The organism is Streptomyces sp. NPDC045968, from assembly GCF_056430475.1.
Map to the genome: position 1 here is coordinate 196,697 of NZ_JBWKLF010000011.1, position 14,931 is coordinate 211,627.

Annotated in this window: 12 protein-coding genes; 1 reads left to right on the forward strand and 11 read right to left on the reverse strand. The window is 71.3% G+C overall.

Annotated elements, in window-relative coordinates:
• Positions 1 to 22: 22 nt before the first annotated feature.
• The 8 genes from AC07FA_RS29215 to AC07FA_RS29250 form a co-directional block, all read right to left on the reverse strand.
• Positions 23 to 1,705, reverse strand: coding sequence for an urease subunit alpha (locus AC07FA_RS29215; RefSeq protein ID WP_479079290.1), 1,683 nt, complete (start codon positions 1,703 to 1,705; stop codon positions 23 to 25).
• On the reverse strand, positions 1,705 to 2,391 hold the full coding sequence (gene ureA, locus AC07FA_RS29220) for an urease subunit gamma (RefSeq protein WP_479079291.1): 687 nt from the start codon (positions 2,389 to 2,391) through the stop codon (positions 1,705 to 1,707). The genes AC07FA_RS29215 and ureA overlap by 1 nt, the downstream gene beginning before the upstream one ends.
• A 201-nt stretch (positions 2,392 to 2,592) precedes the next feature.
• A complete protein-coding gene (locus AC07FA_RS29225) occupies positions 2,593 to 3,696 on the reverse strand; it encodes a branched-chain amino acid aminotransferase (RefSeq protein ID WP_479079292.1) in 1,104 nt (367 codons plus the stop codon).
• Positions 3,697 to 3,950: 254 nt separating this feature from the next.
• Positions 3,951 to 4,994: a 3-isopropylmalate dehydrogenase gene (locus tag AC07FA_RS29230; protein ID WP_479079293.1), complete on the reverse strand. Its 1,044-nt coding sequence runs from the start codon at positions 4,992 to 4,994 to the stop codon at positions 3,951 to 3,953.
• Between the two features lie 89 nt (positions 4,995 to 5,083).
• Positions 5,084 to 5,212, reverse strand: coding sequence for a hypothetical protein (locus AC07FA_RS29235; RefSeq protein WP_256669038.1), 129 nt, complete (start codon positions 5,210 to 5,212; stop codon positions 5,084 to 5,086).
• 420 nt (positions 5,213 to 5,632) lie between these two features.
• Complete coding sequence (locus tag AC07FA_RS29240; RefSeq protein ID WP_479079294.1) at positions 5,633 to 6,691, reverse strand: S1 family peptidase; 1,059 nt, start codon at positions 6,689 to 6,691, stop codon at positions 5,633 to 5,635.
• Positions 6,692 to 6,898: 207 nt separating this feature from the next.
• Positions 6,899 to 8,530 carry an L-glutamate gamma-semialdehyde dehydrogenase gene (gene pruA, locus AC07FA_RS29245; RefSeq protein WP_479079295.1) on the reverse strand — a complete coding sequence of 544 codons (1,632 nt, stop codon included), beginning with the start codon at positions 8,528 to 8,530 and terminating at the stop codon, positions 6,899 to 6,901.
• A 47-nt stretch (positions 8,531 to 8,577) separates the two neighbouring features.
• Positions 8,578 to 9,504, reverse strand: coding sequence for a proline dehydrogenase family protein (locus AC07FA_RS29250; protein WP_479079296.1), 927 nt, complete (start codon positions 9,502 to 9,504; stop codon positions 8,578 to 8,580).
• Between the two features lie 179 nt (positions 9,505 to 9,683).
• On the opposite strand from AC07FA_RS29250, the gene AC07FA_RS29255 reads away from it, so the two are divergent.
• A complete protein-coding gene (locus tag AC07FA_RS29255) occupies positions 9,684 to 10,868 on the forward strand; it encodes a PucR family transcriptional regulator (protein WP_479079297.1) in 1,185 nt (394 codons plus the stop codon).
• A gap of 10 nt (positions 10,869 to 10,878) precedes the next feature.
• On the opposite strand, the gene AC07FA_RS29260 is transcribed toward AC07FA_RS29255, so the two are convergent.
• From AC07FA_RS29260 to AC07FA_RS29270, 3 genes are all read right to left on the reverse strand, one after another.
• Complete coding sequence (locus tag AC07FA_RS29260) at positions 10,879 to 11,418, reverse strand: hypothetical protein (protein WP_479079298.1); 540 nt, start codon at positions 11,416 to 11,418, stop codon at positions 10,879 to 10,881.
• Complete coding sequence (locus AC07FA_RS29265) at positions 11,415 to 12,131, reverse strand: Imm52 family immunity protein (protein WP_479079299.1); 717 nt, start codon at positions 12,129 to 12,131, stop codon at positions 11,415 to 11,417. The genes AC07FA_RS29260 and AC07FA_RS29265 overlap by 4 nt, the downstream gene beginning before the upstream one ends.
• A gap of 103 nt (positions 12,132 to 12,234) precedes the next feature.
• Positions 12,235 to 14,790 (reverse strand): Tox-REase-5 domain-containing protein, encoded by a 2,556-nt coding sequence (locus AC07FA_RS29270; RefSeq protein WP_479079300.1) that lies wholly within the window; start codon positions 14,788 to 14,790, stop codon positions 12,235 to 12,237.
• Between the last annotated feature and the right edge of the window lie 141 nt (positions 14,791 to 14,931).

Consider the following 14,931-nt stretch of genomic DNA (forward strand, 5'->3'; position numbering starts at 1 on the left):
TCGTACTCCAAAGGTGGTGTTCTTAGAGGAAGTAGAGCCGGTTGAGGGAGACCGATTCGGCCGGCTCGGAGCGCACGGGGGCGCCGTCCAGCGTGACCAGACCGCTGTGCCCGTCCACGCCCACGGAACCGATCCGGGAGTTGAGGCGAAGGTCGGCCGGACCGATGCCGCGGGTGCCGCGCACGGCGACCCTGCGGCGCCGGGTGGGCATCAGGTCGGAGCCCAGTTCGGTCGCGGCCTTCGCCACGAAGGCCACGGAGATGTCCGCGGGGGTGGCGCCGTACCCGCCGAACAACGGTCCCAGGACCAGCGGTTCACAGGTGTCGGTCGCGGCGTTGGGGTCGCCCGTCACTCCCCACGCGGGAAAGCCGGACTTCAGTACGAGCTGCGGCTTCGCCCCGAAGAACTGCGGCTTCCACAGCACGATGTCGGCGAGCTTGCCCACCTCGATCGAACCGATCTCGTGCGCGAGACCGTGCGCGAGCGCCGGGTTGATCGTGAGCTTGGCCAGGTAGCGCAGGACCCGGGCGTTGTCGTCGTGCGGGCCGTCGCCCTCCAGCGGCCCCAGCTCGGCCTTCATCTTCCCGGCCATGGCGAAGGTACGGCGCACGGTCTCGCCCGCGCGCCCCATGCCCTGCGCGTCCGAGGAGGTGATCCCGATCGCGCCGAGGTCGTGCAGCACGTCCTCGGCGCCCATCGTGCCCGCCCTGATCCGGTCCCTCGCCATGGCGGCGTCGCCCGGCAGGTCGGTCTTGAGGTCGTGTACGGAGACGATCATCCCGTAGTGCTCGGCCACCGCGTCCCTGCCGAAGGGCAGGGTCGGGTTGGTGGAGGAGCCGATGACGTTGGGAACGCCCGCCATCTTCAGGACGTTCGGTACGTGGCCGCCGCCGCAGCCCTCGATGTGGAAGGCGTGGATCGTCCGGCCGTCCAGGACGCTCAGGGTGTCCTCGACGGACAGGCATTCGTTCAGCCCGTCACTGTGCAGGGCGACCTGCACATCGTGTTCCTCGGCCACGCGCAGGGCCGTGTCGAGCGCACGGGTGTGGGCGCCCATGTCCTCGTGGACCTTGAAACCGGACGCGCCGCCCTCGGCGAGCGCCTCCACCAGCGGCGCGTCGTCGGAGGACGAACCGCGGGCCAGGAAGCCGATGTTGACCGGCCAGGCGTCGAAGGCGCTGAAGGCGTGCCGCAGCGCCCACGGCGAGTTGACGCCGACCCCCCACACCGGGCCGAACTCCTGGCCGATGACGGTGGTGACGCCGGAGGAGAGCGAGGCCTCCATGATGCGGGGCGAGAGCAGATGGACATGGGTGTCCACGGCGCCGGCCGTGGCGATCAGGCCCTCGCCGGAGACGATCGTGGTCCCGGTGCCGACGACGACGTCGACGCCGTCGAGGGTGTCGGGATTCCCGGCGCGTCCGATCGCGTGGATGCGGCCCTCGCGGATACCGATGGAGACCTTCCGGATGCCCAGGACGGCGTCGATGACCAGCACGTTGCTGATGACGACGTCACAGGTGTCGCGTACGGCGGCCGCCTTCAGGTGCAGCCCGTCGCGCGCGGTCTTGCCGAATCCGGCGAGGAATTCGTCGCCCTGCCGCTGGGCGTCCGATTCGACGCGCACCACCAGGCCGGAGTCCCCGAGGACCACCCGGTCCCCGGCGCGCGGTCCGTGGACCGAGGCGTATTCGTAGGGGTCCATCAGGCGTCCTCCACTCCGAGATAGCCGCAGGCCGCCGCGCGCCGCAGGGCCTCTTCCTTCGCGCCGGGCGCGTCCAGCGGGCCGTCGACCAGGCCCGCGAAGCCGATGGCGATCCGCGCGCCGCCGATCGGCACGAGGCCGACCTCGACCTCGCCGCCCGGGTCGAAGCGGACCGATGATCCGGCGGGGACCGCCAGCCGCATGCCGTAGGCCGCGGCCCGGTGGAAGCGGAGCCGGGGGTTGGCCTCGAAGAAGTGGAAGTGCGAGGTGACACTGACCGGGACGGTCGCGGTGTTGCGCACGGTCAGCCGCAGGGCCGGCTCGGGTTCGGCGTGCGGCGGGGCGGGCAGTACGGCGCCGGGCGCGGCGTCGCCGAGGCTCCCGCCGCCGATGGGCGCGGACACGACCGCCAGCCGGGAACCGTCGTCGAAGACGGCCTCGACATGGACCTCGGTGACCACGTCCGCCACTCCGGGCAGGACGTCGTCGGGTCCCAGCACGGTGCGCGCCGCCTCGATGGCCTCCGCGAGCCGGCGGCCGTCGCGGGCCGCCTCGCAGACGGTGTCCGCGATGAGCGCGGTGGCCTCGGGGACGTTGAGCCTCAGCCCACGCGCCCGGCGTGCCCGCGCCAGTTCGGCGGCTCCGAAGAGCAGTAGCCGGTCGCGCTCGGTCGGGGTCAGTCTCACGTCACCACACCTCCTAGTTAGAGCGTCACTCTAACCAGAATTCGGCTTTACTGGAACATCTAATGTCGCTACCTCATGGTCACTTTGAGCGACGCTCAAATCGACGGACAGAAGGAGACCGTACGACGGTACGGCTCAGGCGCCGTACGAGCCCGTACGGCGCCTGAGAGGTGAGCGGGAGGGGTCCAGGACCCGGAGCCCCTAGCCGAGCGGGTGCATCCAGCCGTGCGTGTCCTCGGCGATGCCGCGCTGGATGTCCAGCAGGCGGTTACGCAGCTTCATCGTGACCTCGCCGGGCGTGCCGTCGCCCTGGACCCACTCGCCGCCGACGGACTTGACGGTGCCGACGGGCGTGATGACGGCGGCGGTGCCGCAGGCGAAGACCTCGGTCAGGGTGCCGTTCTCGGTGTCGGCCTTCCACTGGTCGATGGAGACGCGGCCCTCCTCGGACTCGTACCCGAGGTCACGGGCGACCTGGAGCAGCGAGTCACGCGTGACACCGGCGAGCAGCGAGCCGGTCAGCTCGGGGGTGACGATGCGCTTCCTGCCGTCCTCCTGCCCGTACACGAAGTACAGGTTCATACCGCCGAGCTCCTCGACCCACTTGTGCTCCACGGCGTCGAGGTAGGCGACCTGGTCGCAGCCCTTCACGGCGGCCTCGGCCTGGGCCAGCAGGGAGGCCGCGTAGTTGCCGCCGGTCTTGGCGTCGCCCATGCCGCCCGGGACGGCGCGGACGCGGTTCTCGGACAGCCAGATGGAGACGGGCTTCACACCACCGGGGAAGTAGGCGCCGGCGGGCGAGGCGATGACGATGAAGAGGTACTCGTTGGCCGGCCGCACGCCGAGGCCGACCTCGGCCGCGATCATGAACGGGCGCAGGTAGAGGGACTCCTCGCCGCCGTGCTCCGGGACCCAGGCCGCGTCCTGCTGGACGAGGGCGTCGCAGGCCGCGATGAACGTCTCGACGGGCAGCTCGGGCATCGCCAGCCGGGCCGCGGACCGCTGGAAGCGCGCGGCGTTGGCCTGGGGGCGGAAACTGGCCACGGTGCCGTCGGGCTGGCGGTAGGCCTTGAGGCCCTCGAAGATCTCCTGCCCGTAGTGCAGGGTCATGTTGGCCGGGTCCATCGACAGCGGGCCGTACGGCACGAGCTGGGCGTCGTGCCAGCCCCGGCCCTCGGTCCACCTGATCGTCACCATGTGGTCGGTGAAGTAGCGGCCGAATCCGGGGTTGACCAGGATCGCCTCGCGCTCCGCGTCGGACAGCGGGTTCGAGGAGGGCTTGAGCTCGATCGTGGGCGTCGTCATGAGTGCGTGTCCTTCACCGGTCTTGTGTGTGATGGACCGCGCTCACGCCCTCTGCCGCCCGACGGCTGTCGGACAGGTCCTAGGACGTCCGAGCACTGCCGCGAGCCACGGCCCCGCGTTCGATTATCTCCCGGGGGTGGCCGTGCGCGAAATGGCGTGATTGCGGTCCAGGGTCGATGGTGGCACCCGGAGACCGCATAGGAGAAGCCGCCGGGTGCGTCGTGACCCGGCGGCTTCGAAGTGGAGTCGTCGGATCAGCTGGCTACTCGTACCGCGAGCGCGTCGCCGATCTCGTCGGTCGTACGGGCCCGAGTGCCGTCGCGCTCCGCGAGATCGGCGGAGACGGCGTCCTCGATGCGCACGGCCTCGGTCTCGTAGCCGAGGTGACGCAGCAGGAGGGCAACGGAGAGGATCGTGGCGGTCGGGTCGGCCTTGCCCTGGCCCGCGATGTCGGGGGCAGAGCCGTGGACCGGCTCGAACATCGACGGGAACGTGCCCGTCGGGTTGATGTTGCCGGAGGCGGCCAGGCCGATACCGCCGGTCACGGCGGCGGCGAGGTCCGTGAGGATGTCACCGAAGAGGTTGTCGGTGACGATGACGTCGAAGCGCTCCGGCTGCGTGACGAAGAAGATCGTCGCGGCGTCGACGTGCAGATAGTCGGTGGTGACCTCGGGATACTCGGTCGCGACCTTGTCGAAGATGTTCTTCCACATGTGGCCCGCGTACACGAGGACGTTGTTCTTGTGGACCAGCGTCAGCTTCTTGCGCGGGCGGGCGTTCGCCCGCTCGAAGGCGTCACGGACGACGCGCTCGACACCGTAGGCGGTGTTGACGCTGACCTCGGTGGCGACCTCGTGCTCCGTACCCGTGCGCAGCGAACCGCCGTTGCCCGTGTACGGGCCCTCGGTGCCCTCGCGCACGACGACGAAGTCGATGTCGGGGCGGCCGGCGAGCGGGGTCGCGGTGTTCGGGAAGAGCTTCGAGGGGCGCAGGTTGATGAAGTGGTCGAACGCGAAACGCAGCTTCAGCAGGAGCCCGCGCTCCAGGACGCCGGACGGCACGGACGGGTCACCGATCGCGCCGAGCAGCAGTGCGTCATGGTTCTTGAGCGCTTCCAGCTCCGCGTCCGGGAGGGTTTCACCGGTGCGGTGCCAGCGCTGGGCGCCAAGGTCGTACTCCTTGGTCTCCAGCTTCACATCCTGCGGGAGAACAGCGTTGAGGACCTTGAGGCCCTGGGCCACGACCTCCTGGCCGATACCGTCACCGGGGATCACTGCGAGATTGATGCTGCGAGACATATCGGCACCCTACTGTTCGTCCCATCCCATGACATCCGCTGTCCGCCATGCGGACAGCGGATGGGGTGTGGGGGTGGTCCGGCCGGCCCTCAGTGGCCGGTCGAGCCGCCGTTGTCCCTGCGGTCGAGGGCCCGCTGGAGTGCGGCGGCGGCGTTCTTCCGCTCGGACTCGGTGGGGCGGTGGGCGTGACGGACGCGGCGGGCGGTGGTCTCGGCCATGATGGATCGACTCCTTGAGATCGCGAGGATTTCGAGATCGAGATTCGAGATCGGGATTTCGAGGCGCCGGAAGGGCGGGGAGCGTGCCGCAGGGGTTGCCTGCTTCGGGGCACGCGCTCACAACCGCCAGTCGCTTGATCGAGCGAGTCGTTCGGCTTCTACAACGCTAGGACAGGTGAGCCGTTCTGTCTCCACAATTACTCGGACTTCCTACTATCTGAGACGGCCGGGCCGGAACCGGCCGCTCCGAACTCCTGGATGCCGGCCACGGGGTATCAGGAACCGCTTGGTCTCGGCCGGCGCCCTCCGCCCTCCGCGGCCCGGGAGTACGCCGCCGCCCTCCGCCGTCAGCTCGACGGCGGAGGGCGGAGGGTGGAGGGTGGGGGGCGCCGGTCACGGATCGGCGCCCCCGCGGACGGGTCAGTACACGGTGACGCCGTACGCGGCCAGCGCCTCCTTGACCGGCTGGTGGATGGCGGAGCCGCTGGTGCCGGTGCAGCCGGAGCTGCCCGAGTGGATGCCTAGGGCGACGGAGCCGGCGAAGTGGGCGCCGCCGCTGTCGCCGCCGGCCGAACAGGCGGTCGTGCGGACCATGTTGTAGACGGGTCCGTCACCGTAGTTGACCGTGACGTTGACCGCGGTGACGGTCCCGCTGGTCACCTTGGTGGTGGAGCCGCTCTTCTTGATGGCCTGGCCCACGACCGCGTCCGCGGCCGAGGCGATGTCCTGGAAGCCGCCGTTGTAGAGGTCGACGTTTCCGGCGGGCGCGGAGCCGTCGGTGTACCGGACGATTCCGTAGTCGTTGGTCGGGAAGCTGGTGCCCTCCCGGACGCCGATGACCGCTCCGCCCGAAGTCGCGGACCAGTTGGCGGAGATGTTGGTGCAGTGGCCGGCGGTCACGAAGTACCGGGCGTTGTTCTTGGTGACGTTGAACGCGGCCGAACAGCGGCTGCCGCCCCCGTAGATGGCGCCGCCGCCCGCGACCTCGCGGTGGAAGACGCCGGGCACCCTGGCGATGCGGACGGCCCCGTCGAGCCGGTTCGCGACGGCCCTGATCCGTGCCATCTCCCGCGGGGAGACCGACTCGTCGGCCTCCACGGCGACCTGGTTGGTCCGGGGGTCGACACCCCAGGAGGTGCCGGTGATCTTCGCTCCGGCCTCCAGGGCGTCCATCGCGGCACCTAGCTCCGCCGCGCTGCGGGTGACCCTGCGGACGGTGGCTCCGGCGGCACGGGCCTGTTCGGCGGCACGGTCGCTGGTGACGGTGACGACGAGGCCGCCGGTCCGCGCGTCGAGGTAACTGCCCGCGCTGTCCGCTCCGAGCTGCCGTTCGAGCGTGGCGTCCAGGGCGTACGCGGCCGGGGCGGGGGTGGGGGCCGGGGCGGGACCGGCCTCGGCCCCGGCGGGGGTCGCGCCGAGGCCGAGGGTCGCACCGACGAGCAGGGAAACGCCGATGCGCGTGCGAAGGGTGCGTCTCATGGGGGGAGCTCCTTCTCGGATGACGTGTGGGGACGTACGTACCGAGCAAGGAATTTGACATGCGCATTACCTATGCCGCAAGGGTGCGTGCCCCGGAAGCGACGGCCGGGAGGGCCCCGGGGCACATGAAAACCGCCCCCCGGCCGGCTGGGGGGCCGGGCGGGGGGCGGGACTCGTGGCGGGGCGCCGTGCGGCGCCCCGGGGAGATCAGCCCTGGTGGGGGTAGACGTAGTCGGTCGGCGGGACCAGCGTCTCCTTGATGGCGCGGGTCAGCGTCCAGCGCTGCAGGTTCTGCGGCGCACCGGCCTTGTCGTTCGTACCCGAGGCACGGCCGCCGCCGAAGGGCTGCTGGCCGACGACGGCACCGGTCGACTTGTCGTTGATGTAGAAGTTGCCCGCGGCGTACCGCAGCTTCTCCATCGTGTAGGCCGCCGCGGCGCGGTCACCCGCGATGACGGAGCCGGTCAGGGCGTAGTCCGAGACGGACTCCATCTGGGTCAGCATCTCGTCGTACGCGTCGTCCTCGTAGACGTGGATCGCGAGGATCGGGCCGAAGTACTCGGTCGTGAAGACCTCGTTCGACGGGTCCGCGCACTCGATGACCGTCGGGCGGACGAAGTAGCCGACCGAGTCGTCGTACGTACCGCCCGCGACGATCGTGCAGCTCGGGTCGGACGCGGCGCGGTCGATCGCGGCCTTGTTCTTCGCGAAGGAACGCTCGTCGATCACGGCGCCGATGAAGTTCGACAGGTCGGTGACGTCACCCATGGTGATGCCGTCGACCTCGGCCGCGAACGCCTCCTTGAAACCGGAGTTCCAGATGGAGGCCGGCACGTACGCCCGCGAGGACGCCGAGCACTTCTGGCCCTGGTACTCGAAGGAGCCACGGGTCAGCGCGGTCTTCAGGATGGCCGGGTCGGCGCTGGGGTGGGCGACGACGAAGTCCTTGCCGCCGGTCTCGCCGACCAGACGCGGGTACGTCCGGTAGTTGGCGATGTTGTTGCCGACCGTCTTCCACAGGTGCTGGAAGGTCGGGGTCGAACCGGTGAAGTGGATACCGGCGAGGTCGCGGTGGTTCAGCGCCACCTCGGAGACGGCGATGCCGTCACCGGTCACCAGGTTGATGACGCCCTTCGGCAGACCGGCCTCCTCCAGGAGCTGCATCAGCAGCACGGCGGCGTGGGTCTGCGTGGGGGACGGCTTCCAGACCACCACGTTGCCCATGAGGGCGGGGGCGGTGGGCAGGTTGCCCGCGATGGCCGTGAAGTTGAACGGCGTGATCGCGTAGACGAAGCCTTCGAGCGGGCGGTGGTCCATGCGGTTCCACACGCCGGGCGAGTTGGCCGGGGGCTGCTCCGCGAGGATCTGGCGCGCGTAGTGCACGTTGAAGCGCCAGAAGTCGACGAGCTCACAGGGAGTGTCGATCTCGGCCTGCTGCGCGGTCTTCGACTGGCCGAGCATCGTGGAGGCGGCCAGCGTCTCGCGCCAGGGGCCGGCGAGCAGCTCGGCGGCGCGCAGGATGATCGCGGCGCGGTCGTCGAAGGACATCGCGCGCCACGCCGGGGCGGCGGCGAGGGCGGCGTCGATCGCGTCCTGCGCGTCCTGCTGCGTGGCACCGGCGAAGGTACCGATGACGGCCTTGTGGTTGTGCGGCTGTACGACGTCGAAGCGCTCTCCGCCGCCCATCCGCTTCTCCCCGCCGATGGTCATCGGCAGGTCGATCGGGTTCTCGGCGAGCTCCTTGAGCTTCACTTCGAGGCGGGCGCGCTCGGGGGTACCGGGGGCGTAGGAACGGACCGGCTCGTTGACCGGCGCGGGGACCTGGGTAACAGCGTCCATGAGTGCCTTGTCTCCTTGTATCAGGGGGTGGGGGTCAGCCGGGCAGGTCAGCCCTTGGTGAGGATGGAACGGCCGAAGAACAGCAGGTTGGCCGGCTTCTCCGCGAGGCGGCGCATGAAATAGCCGTACCAGTCGGTGCCGTACGCCGTGTAGACGCGCATCCGGTGGCCCTCGGCCGCGAGCCGGATCTGCTCGTCGCTGCGGATGCCGTACAGCATCTGGAACTCGTACTCGTCCAGTTTGCGCCCGGCCTTGCGGGCGAGCTCCTGGGTGATGGCGATGAGGCGGGGGTCGTGGGACCCGATCATCGGGTAGCCCTCGCCGTCCATCAGGATCTTGATGATGCGGACGAACGCCTTGTCGATCTCGGCCTTGTCCTGGTACGCGACGGAGGCGGGCTCCTTGTAGGCGCCCTTCACGATGCGCACGCGGCTGCCCGCGGCGGCCAGGCGGCGGGCGTCGCCCTCGGTGCGGAACAGGTACGCCTGGATCACACAGCCGGTCTGCGGGAAGTCCTTCCGCAGCTCCTCGTGGATGGCGAACATCGAGTCGAGAGTGGTGTGGTCCTCGGCGTCCAGCGTGACCGTGGTGCCGATCGCGGCGGCGGCCTCGACGACGGGGCGCACGTTGGCGAGGGCCAGCTCGTGGCCCCCCTCCAGCGCCTGGCCGAACATGGACAGCTTGACCGACATCTCGGCCCTCGTGCCCAGGCCCAGCTCCTCGAGCCGGCCGATCAGCTCCAGGTAGGCGTCGCGCGCGGCGGCGGCCTGCTCGGGAGTGGTGATGTCCTCGCCGACGACGTCGAGGGTGACCTCCAGGCCCTTGCCTGTGGCGTCCTTGACGATCGGGACGACCTGCTCGACCGTCTCACCGGCGATGAACCGGTCGACGACCTGCTTCGTGCCCGGCGCTGCCGAGATGAAACGACGCATCTTGTCGCTGCGTGACGCGGCGAGAATCACGGGACCCAGCACGGGGCACCTCCACGGAATGAACGAACGAGGCCGTACGGGTACGAAGTGACACGGACCGGTACAGCACGGAGAACCACCGTGAAATCTAAGGATCTCTCCGATCCTGTGCCATCGACACCTGTCACGCATCTGTGGCCGCCTCCTCAGACATATGTCTGAGGAGGTGCGAGAATGGGCGGGTGAAAGGCGATTACCAGGAGCTGGTGGACGAGATCTCCGCACTGCTCGGCGCCCCGGCGACCCTGGAGAACCGGGACTTCGGCCTGGTCGCCTTCGGGGCCCACGACAGCGACGACGACACGGCGATGGACCCGGTCCGCACCCGGTCGATCCTGACCCGGCGCTCCACACCCGCGGTCCGGGCCTGGTTCGAGGACTTCGGCATCGCCCGCGCCACCGGCCCGGTCCGCATTCCGGCCGCCCCGGAGGCCGGCGTGTTCCGGGGCCGGATCTGTCTTCCGGTACGCCATCGGGGTGTCGTACTCGGTTACGTGTGGCTGCTCGACGCCGACCCCGGCCCGACCGACGACCAGCTGACGGCGGCCATGGACGTGGCGTCCCGGATCGGGGCGCTGCTCTCCGACGAGGCGCGGGCGGGCACGGACCTGTCACGGGAGTTCGGTGCGGTCCTCACGGCGGTGCGCGGCTGGCAGCGCGACATGGCGGTGGCCGCGCTGCGCGAGGCCCTCGGCCCGGACGCGGACGGGCTGCACACGGTGGTGTGCGTGACCGAATGGGCCGACGAGACCCCATCGGCCCGTACGGTGCCGTCGGCGGCGGCCCTGTCCACGGTCACGTACACGAGCGGGGCGGCGGCCCCGTCGGCCGGCGAGGGCCCGCCGGGGCCGGGCACCGTATCGCTGGCCGCGCTGATCAGGCTGCGCTCGTCCGATGTCCTGGACCCCGCCACGGCGGCCGCGGACCGGCTGCGCTCCGCCGCGGGTCCGGCCGCCACCGCCGGGATCGCGGTCCCGCGCCGGGGTCTGGCGGAGCTGGCCGTCTCCTGGCACGAGGCCACGTCCGCGGCCCGCGCCGCCACGGCCGAGACCCGCTTCGGCAGGATCGCCGACTGGCGCGCCATCGGCCCGTACCGTCTGCTGACCTCGCTCCCCCGGTCCGCGGACACCGCCCCGGACCATGCGGTGCGCACCCTGCTGACCCCTGCGCACAGCGAACTGGCCCGTACCGCCGAGGTCTTCCTCGACTGCGCGGGCCAGGCCGGCCGGACGGCCGCCGAGCTGGGCATCCACCGCCAGACCCTCTACTACCGGCTCGCCCGCGTCCATCAGCTCACGGGACTCGACCTGAACGACGGCGAGGACCGGCTGCTGCTCCACATGGCGCTGAAGTCGGCGCGCCTGTGAAGCACGCGTCCTAGGCGGCGTCCTCGGGCAGCTCGACGACCGGCCGGTCGCTGACGGCGGCCGCCAGCACCACGGGGGCGTCGCCGTCGCTGTGTCCCGCGCTCACCGCCACCCACCGCCGCACGGCCTCCGTACCTTCGACGGGCACGGGCCCCCACACCATCAGATCTCCGTAGCAGTCCTCCGCCAGCAGGGCGTCGAACAGCGGCGGCAGGGATGCACCGCGCTGCTTGCGGAACAGCGGCACATGCATCGCCACCCGGCGGTGCGCACCCCACCGGTCGTCCAACTCGCGTACGAGAGCGGCGAGGTGGGCTTCGGCGGCGTCCACCGCCGCGTTCCAGCCGGGCTCGTACACCCCCGTGAGCGAGTCGCCCTCCCACAGCGGGACGACCCGGAAGCCCTCGCCTCGCGTGGTGGTCCACTCCCCCGTGGCCGGATCACCGACGGCGACGGTCGGACCGGCCTCCGGTACCGGTCCGGCCAGCAGCGCGTCCACGTCCGCGACCGCGCGTACGGCGTCGAACTCCTCCCCCGCCCGGGCCGTCACAGCGCGGCCCGGTCCATCGGGCGCGGCAGCGCCTTGAGCGCCCCCGCCTCGCGCAGCCGCAGGTTGGCGCGGAGCACCGCCGGGACGTCACCGGGTGCGGCGATGTCCAGGAGTACGCCCTGGGAGCCCACGTCCTTGCGGGCGGCCGCGATGCCGTCCGGCAGCAGGGCGGCGCGGGCCGAGGAGAGGTATCCGAGCCAGCCGACGGACGGGTCGTCGGGGGCGAATCCGCCCTCGTCCTCCAGGGCGTCGAGCACGTCGTCGTCGCTCACGCCCCCGAAGTCGGCCTCCCACACTTCGGCGACGGCCGCCAGAAGCGCGGCGTCGGGTACCTCGGCACCGTCCGGTGGCCGGACACCGATCACGACCGTCTGGAGCAGGTACTCCGAAGTGCCGCCGGCCCGCCCGCTGACGTCGACCTTCCACCCGGGCGTCCCCGACGCGACGAACTGCATGCTGCTGCCCGTACGGTCCGACCAGCCGTCCGCCGCCTGCGCCGCGCGGACGGCGGCGAGCAGGGACTCCTCGTCCGGACGCAGAGCGGTGGCGGGCCCGGAACCCGGCACGTTCCGCCACGCCCCGTCGCTCCCGGCGCCGGCACACGCCTCGGGCAATAGTCCGGCGAGCCGGTCGAGCGTCTGCTTCCACCGCCGGGCCAGCGCCTCCGCGGACTCCTGCCTGGGTCCCCAGAATCCCCGCACCACACGCTGCATGTCCTGCCTCCGTACCTCGCCGCTCTCTTCCTCAGGTCCAGCCGCTGCCACCCTAGGGCTTGCCGCTCCCCGTCACCGCTCAGCCCGGCTTCCGGTCTCCCTCCTACTTCTTCGCCCCCGCCACCTTGCTCTGCGGGGTGGGTATGACCTTGATCGGGAGCCCCGCGTCACGGAACGCCTTGCGTGCTGCCTTGGCCACCTCCGGGTCGGAGAAGTGCCATTCGATGGCCCGCCCGCCGGACGCGTCGACCTGGCGCTGGGCCTCGTCGACGAACTTCTTGCGGCCCGACTCGGTGAGCTTGCCCGGCTCGGTCTTGGACAAGTAGCTGCCGTAGCCGTTCTTGGCCTCCAGGAACGTCTGCCGGCTGGAGTCCCAGCCGTCGTACTCGACCGCCGGCACACCCTCCTTCGGATGCGGTACGACGTACTCGCTGCCGCGGTTGGTGCCGGTGATCTGCTCCTGGTAGCGGAGCCAGGACTCGTTCTTCCAGTTGGGCGGGGGGTTGCGGTCGCGGCTCGCCCAGTAGCCGTCACCGAGGTCGGCGTCGCCCAGCGTGGGTGTGTCCAGGTCCTCGGCCCAGTCCGGCGGGTTGTAGTTGCGCGGGTCGCTCGTGTCGTTCGGGTCGGGCTCGGGGTACTTCTTCTTGTCCAGCTCGGCCTGGCGCGCCCGCTCCGGCTCCTCGGCCCGCTTCTGTTCGAGATGGGCGGCCCGCTCCTGGTCGCGGGCCTCCTTCGCCTTGGCCTTGGCCGCTTCGTCGCAGCCGTCGTCCGCGAGAACCACCCGGTCCCGCGGTCCTGACGCCAGTACGCCGGTACCTGCCCCGGCGACTCCCCCGGTGCCGCCGTAGCGCACCCGGGGGCCGAAGGCGATGGTGCAGCCGGTCCTGCGGGCCGCGTCCTCGGCCTCGTCCGCCGCCTCGTCGGCCTCCTTCGCCGCCTTCCGGACCCCGTCGACGTCACCGGCCTCGGCCGCCTTGCGGGCCCGGCGGGCCGCGTCGCCCGCGTCGGTGGCGGCCTCGGCGACCTCCTCCGCGGCCTTGCCGATCTTGCCCAGCTTGCCGACCTTGCCGATGACCTTCGCGACGTCGTAGCCGGGGATGAAGAGCGAACCGACGTTCCAGATCACATCGGTGACGGCCCGGGTCTTCTCCCCGTTGTTCCAGCGCTCCCGTACCTCGTCACCGACGAACACGTCGTCGCCGACCTTGATCACGGTGTTGAGCGACGCTCCGCCCCAGTCGCCGATCGCGCCGAGGTAGTCGCCGTCGCTCCACTTGTCCGCGGCGTCCTTGGAGTCCTGCACCCACTGGTCGCCCAGCTGCTTGCCGTAGTCGGCGATCCCGGACCAGGTCTCGGCCTTGAAGAGGTCGATGATGCCGGTGACGTCACCCCAGATGCCGTCGACGAACACGCCCTTGACGACCTGGGTGGTGCGGTCCCAGGCACAGCCGAAGAACCCCCAGCCTCCGCAGTCCTCCTCGTCGGCCTTGTCGCCCCCGTCGCCGTCGTCGCCGCCGTCGTCGTCGTCCGAGTCCGACGCGGGGAGGTCGTCGTACGTCGCCTCGGGCTCGGCGCTGGTCTCGGGATAGGTGTCGTCGCGGGAGCCCTCGGGCCCGCCCGTCGTATCGCCACCGGACCCACCGTCGGCACCGCCGGTGCCGGTGGAACCGGTGGTGCCGGTGGAGCCGGTGGAGCCGGTGGTGCCGGTGGAGCCGGTGGAGCCGGTGGAGCCGGTGGAGCCTCCGTCGGCACCACTCGTACCGCTGGCGGCACCTCCGTCCGCACCGCCCGTGCCACCGGTCGAACCTCCTGCACCGGCGCCCCCGGTACCGCCCGTGCCACCGGCACCGCCCGTGCCACCGGACGCCCCGTCAGCGCCCTTGGCACCCGTGGCGCCGCCGTCCGCGCCCCCCGCGCCGGAACCGGAACCCCCCGTCACGGTCGAGCCCTCGTCCGCGCCGCCCGTGGCCCCGCCGTCCTGTCCCTGGCCGGCCTCCACCGTGCCGCTGTCGTCGCCGCCCGCGGGGCACGCCGTGCCCGTGACCGAGCAGATCGCCGACCGGAAGCCGTCCGCCATGCTGCCGCCGACGCCCGTGACCAGCAGCGCCACGACGATGGCGGCGACCAGCATGACCAGTCCGACGTACTCCACCGTCGACTGCCCGCGGTCCCGCCGCCAGGTGATCATGTGCGGCAGCGAGAACTCCGGCTTGTCCTCACGCTCCCGCACCGGCAGGCGGAACCACCCCCGGCTCTGCCGCCGGGTGAGGAAGACCAGGATCAGCGTCGGCAGGAACAGCTGGGTGAATCCGTGCGCCGACCCGTCACCGATGTTCCCGACACCGCCGAGCAGCAGCCATGTCTGTACGGCCACCAGGCCCCACCACACACGGCGGCCGCCACTCCAGGCGCGCCGGGAGAGCAGCCAGCCGGCCACCCCGGGCACGGCCGCGTACACGGCGATACCCAGCAACCGGGCGCCCATCGCGTCGGCGGCCAGCGCGGAGGCGAGCAGGCCGAACCCGCCCAGCACCGTCGCGGCGAAGAGGACGTGGACCAGCAGGCGGGCCGCGCCCAGCGCACGCGGCATCTCGCGCCGCCCCGGCCCCGGCGCGGGGACGGCGCCGCCGTGTGCGGGTATGCCACCGATCGCAGACATGCGTGACCCCAACCCGTGCAGCCAGTGAGCGAAATGACGATGTCTCACGCTAGGGCCGCGCGGGGTGCGGAGTCGTGGGCCCCAGGGCCCAACCAAGGGCCCAGTCCTGCCGGACGGGCCGGGCGGCGGCGCCGCCTGACA

Bases quoted from the DNA above. Each gene is read 5' to 3' on its own strand.
- AC07FA_RS29215 (WP_479079290.1), bottom strand. From the start codon at position 1,705: ATGGACCCCTACGAATACGCCTCGGTCCACGGACCGCGCGCCGGGGAC.
- AC07FA_RS29225 (WP_479079292.1), bottom strand. From the start codon at position 3,696: ATGACGACGCCCACGATCGAGCTCAAGCCCTCCTCGAACCCGCTGTCC.
- AC07FA_RS29230 (WP_479079293.1), bottom strand. From the start codon at position 4,994: ATGTCTCGCAGCATCAATCTCGCAGTGATCCCCGGTGACGGTATCGGC.
- AC07FA_RS29235 (WP_256669038.1), bottom strand. From the start codon at position 5,212: ATGGCCGAGACCACCGCCCGCCGCGTCCGTCACGCCCACCGCCCCACC.
- AC07FA_RS29240 (WP_479079294.1), bottom strand. From the start codon at position 6,691: ATGAGACGCACCCTTCGCACGCGCATCGGCGTTTCCCTGCTCGTCGGT.
- pruA (WP_479079295.1), bottom strand. From the start codon at position 8,530: ATGGACGCTGTTACCCAGGTCCCCGCGCCGGTCAACGAGCCGGTCCGT.
- AC07FA_RS29265 (WP_479079299.1), bottom strand. From the start codon at position 12,131: ATGCAGCGTGTGGTGCGGGGATTCTGGGGACCCAGGCAGGAGTCCGCG.
- AC07FA_RS29270 (WP_479079300.1), bottom strand. From the start codon at position 14,790: ATGTCTGCGATCGGTGGCATACCCGCACACGGCGGCGCCGTCCCCGCG.